Origin of the sequence: Anaerolentibacter hominis, assembly GCF_032380675.1 — a bacterium.
Taxonomy (GTDB): domain Bacteria; phylum Bacillota; class Clostridia; order Lachnospirales; family Lachnospiraceae; genus Anaerolentibacter; species Anaerolentibacter hominis.
In genome coordinates, this window is sequence record NZ_JAWDIX010000010.1 from 1 (window position 1) to 2,586 (window position 2,586).

General features: G+C 51.2%; 1 rRNA gene. It reads left to right on the plus strand.

Annotated features, from left to right (window positions below):
* Positions 1-2,578 (plus strand): 23S ribosomal RNA (locus ABCW47_RS15070); the annotation flags it as partial.
* Between the last annotated feature and the right edge of the window lie 8 nt (positions 2,579-2,586).

Sequence of the window (2,586 nt, forward strand, 5' to 3'; positions counted from 1 at the left end):
AATTGATAGTGGAATGGTTTTGGGAAAGCCAGCCAGAGAGAGTGAAAGCCTCGTAGACGAAATCAAGAGCAGACTGGCAGGATCCAGAGTACCGCGGGACACGAGAAACCCTGCGGGAAGACGGGGGGACCACCCCCCAAGGCTAAATACTACCCAGTGACCGATAGAGGAAAAGTACTGTGAAGGAAAGGTGAAAAGGACCCCGGGAGGGGAGTGAAAAAGAACCTGAAACCTTGTGTCTACAAGCTGTGGAACCATTGTAAAGTGGAACCGCGTACTTTTTGTAGAACGGTCCGGCGAGTTATGGGTGCTGGCAAGGTTAATCACAGAAAGTGAGGAGCCGAAGGGAAACCAAGTCTGAATAGGGCGTCAAGTCAGTATCTATAGACCCGAAACCGGGTGATCTATCCATGTCCAGGTTGAAGTTGCCGTAAAAGGTAATGGAGGACCGAACCCACATCCGTTGAAAAGGGTGGGGATGAGGTGTGGATAGGGGAGAAATTCCAATCGAACCCGGAGATAGCTGGTTCTCCTCGAAATAGCTTTAGGGCTAGCCTCGTTTAAGTCTAATGGAGGTAGAGCACTGAATTGTCTAGGGGGCGTCAAAGCTTACCGAAACATATCAAACTCCGAATGCCATATAGATGATGAACGGGAGTCAGACTGCACGAGATAAGTTGGGTAGTCAAAAGGGAAAGAGCCCAGACCACCAGCTAAGGTCCCAAAGTGCGTGTTAAGTGGAAAAGGATGTGGGATTTCGAAGACAACTAGGATGTTGGCTCAGAAGCAGCCATACATTAAAAGAGTGCGTAATAGCTCACTAGTCGAGAGATGCTGCGCCGAAAATGTCCGGGGCTAAAACACGACACCGAAGCTGTGGAATGGTAGGAATACCATTGGTAGAGGAGCATTCTTAGTGCGGAGAAGCCATACTGTAAAGAGTGGTGGAGGGCTAAGAAGAGAGAATGCCGGAATGAGTAGCGAGAGTAAAGTGAGAATCTTTACGGCCGAATATCTAAGGTTTCCAGAGTAAAGCTGATCTGCTCTGGGTAAGTCGGGGCCTAAGGCGAGGTCGAGAGACGTAGTCGATGGATAACAGGTTGAGATTCCTGTACCTTATAAAAACAGAACTGTGGGGACGCAGAGAGAAAGCAGGAGCCGGGAATGGAGAGCCCGGTATAAGCAGAATATCTGTCCGGCAGGCAAATCCGCCGGATAAGGAGAAGCTGTGATATGGACCGAACTAAAAGTAGGGAAGCCTGTGAGCTAGCTGCCAAGAAAAGCCGCTATTGTTTTTTATAAGCCCGTACCGTAAACCGACACAGGTGGATGAGGAGAGAATCCTAAGGCCGGCGGGAGAAGCATTGTTAAGGAACTCGGCAAAATGACCCCGTAACTTCGGGAGAAGGGGTGCCACAGAAATGTGGCCGCAGAGAAATGGCCCAAGCAACTGTTTAGCAAAAACACAGGTCTATGCAAAACCGAAAGGTGAGGTATATGGGCTGACGCCTGCCCGGTGCTGGAAGGTTAAGGGGAGAGCTTAGGAGCAATCCGAAGGTTTAAACTTAAGCCCCAGTAAACGGCGGCCGTAACTATAACGGTCCTAAGGTAGCGAAATTCCTTGTCGGGTAAGTTCCGACCCGCACGAAAGGCGTAATGATTTGGGCACTGTCTCAACAATGCACCCGGTGAAATTGAAGTACCAGTGAAGATGCTGGTTACCCGCGCCAGGACGGAAAGACCCCATGGAGCTTTACTCCAGCTTGATACTGGGATTCGGTATTGCATGTACAGGATAGGCGGGAGGCTAAGAGATAAGGACGCCAGTCTTTATGGAGCCGCCGTTGGGATACCGCCCTTGTAGTACTGGATTTCTAACAGGCCACCGTAAACCGGTGGATGGACAATGTCAGGCGGGGAGTTTGACTGGGGCGGTCGCCTCCGAAAGGGTATCGGAGGCGCTCAAAGGTTCCCTCAGAATGGTTGGAAACCATTCGAAGAGTGCAAAGGCAGAAGGGAGCTTGACTGTGACACCGACGGGTGGAGCAGGTACGAAAGTAGGACTTAGTGATCCGGTGGTATGAAAGTGGGATTGCCATCGCTCAACGGATAAAAGCTACCCTGGGGATAACAGGCTTATCACTCCCAAGAGTTCACATCGACGGAGTGGTTTGGCACCTCGATGTCGGCTCATCGCATCCTGGGGCTGGAGTAGGTCCCAAGGGTTGGGCTGTTCGCCCATTAAAGCGGTACGCGAGCTGGGTTCAGAACGTCGTGAGACAGTTCGGTCCCTATCCGGCGCGGGCGTAGGATATTTGAGAGGAGCTGTCCTTAGTACGAGAGGACCGGGATGGACGGACCGCTGGTGTACCGGTTGTACTGCCAAGTGCAAAGCCGGGTAGCCAAGTCTGGAAGGGATAAACGCTGAAGGCATCTAAGCGTGAAGCCCCCCTCAAGAAGAGATATCCCTGACAAAAGTCAGTAAGACCCCTTAAAGAGTATGAGGTAGATAGGACTCAAGTGGAAGTGTGGCAACATATGGAGCGGAGAGTTACTAATCGGTCGAGGGCTTGACCAAAAGGGAAA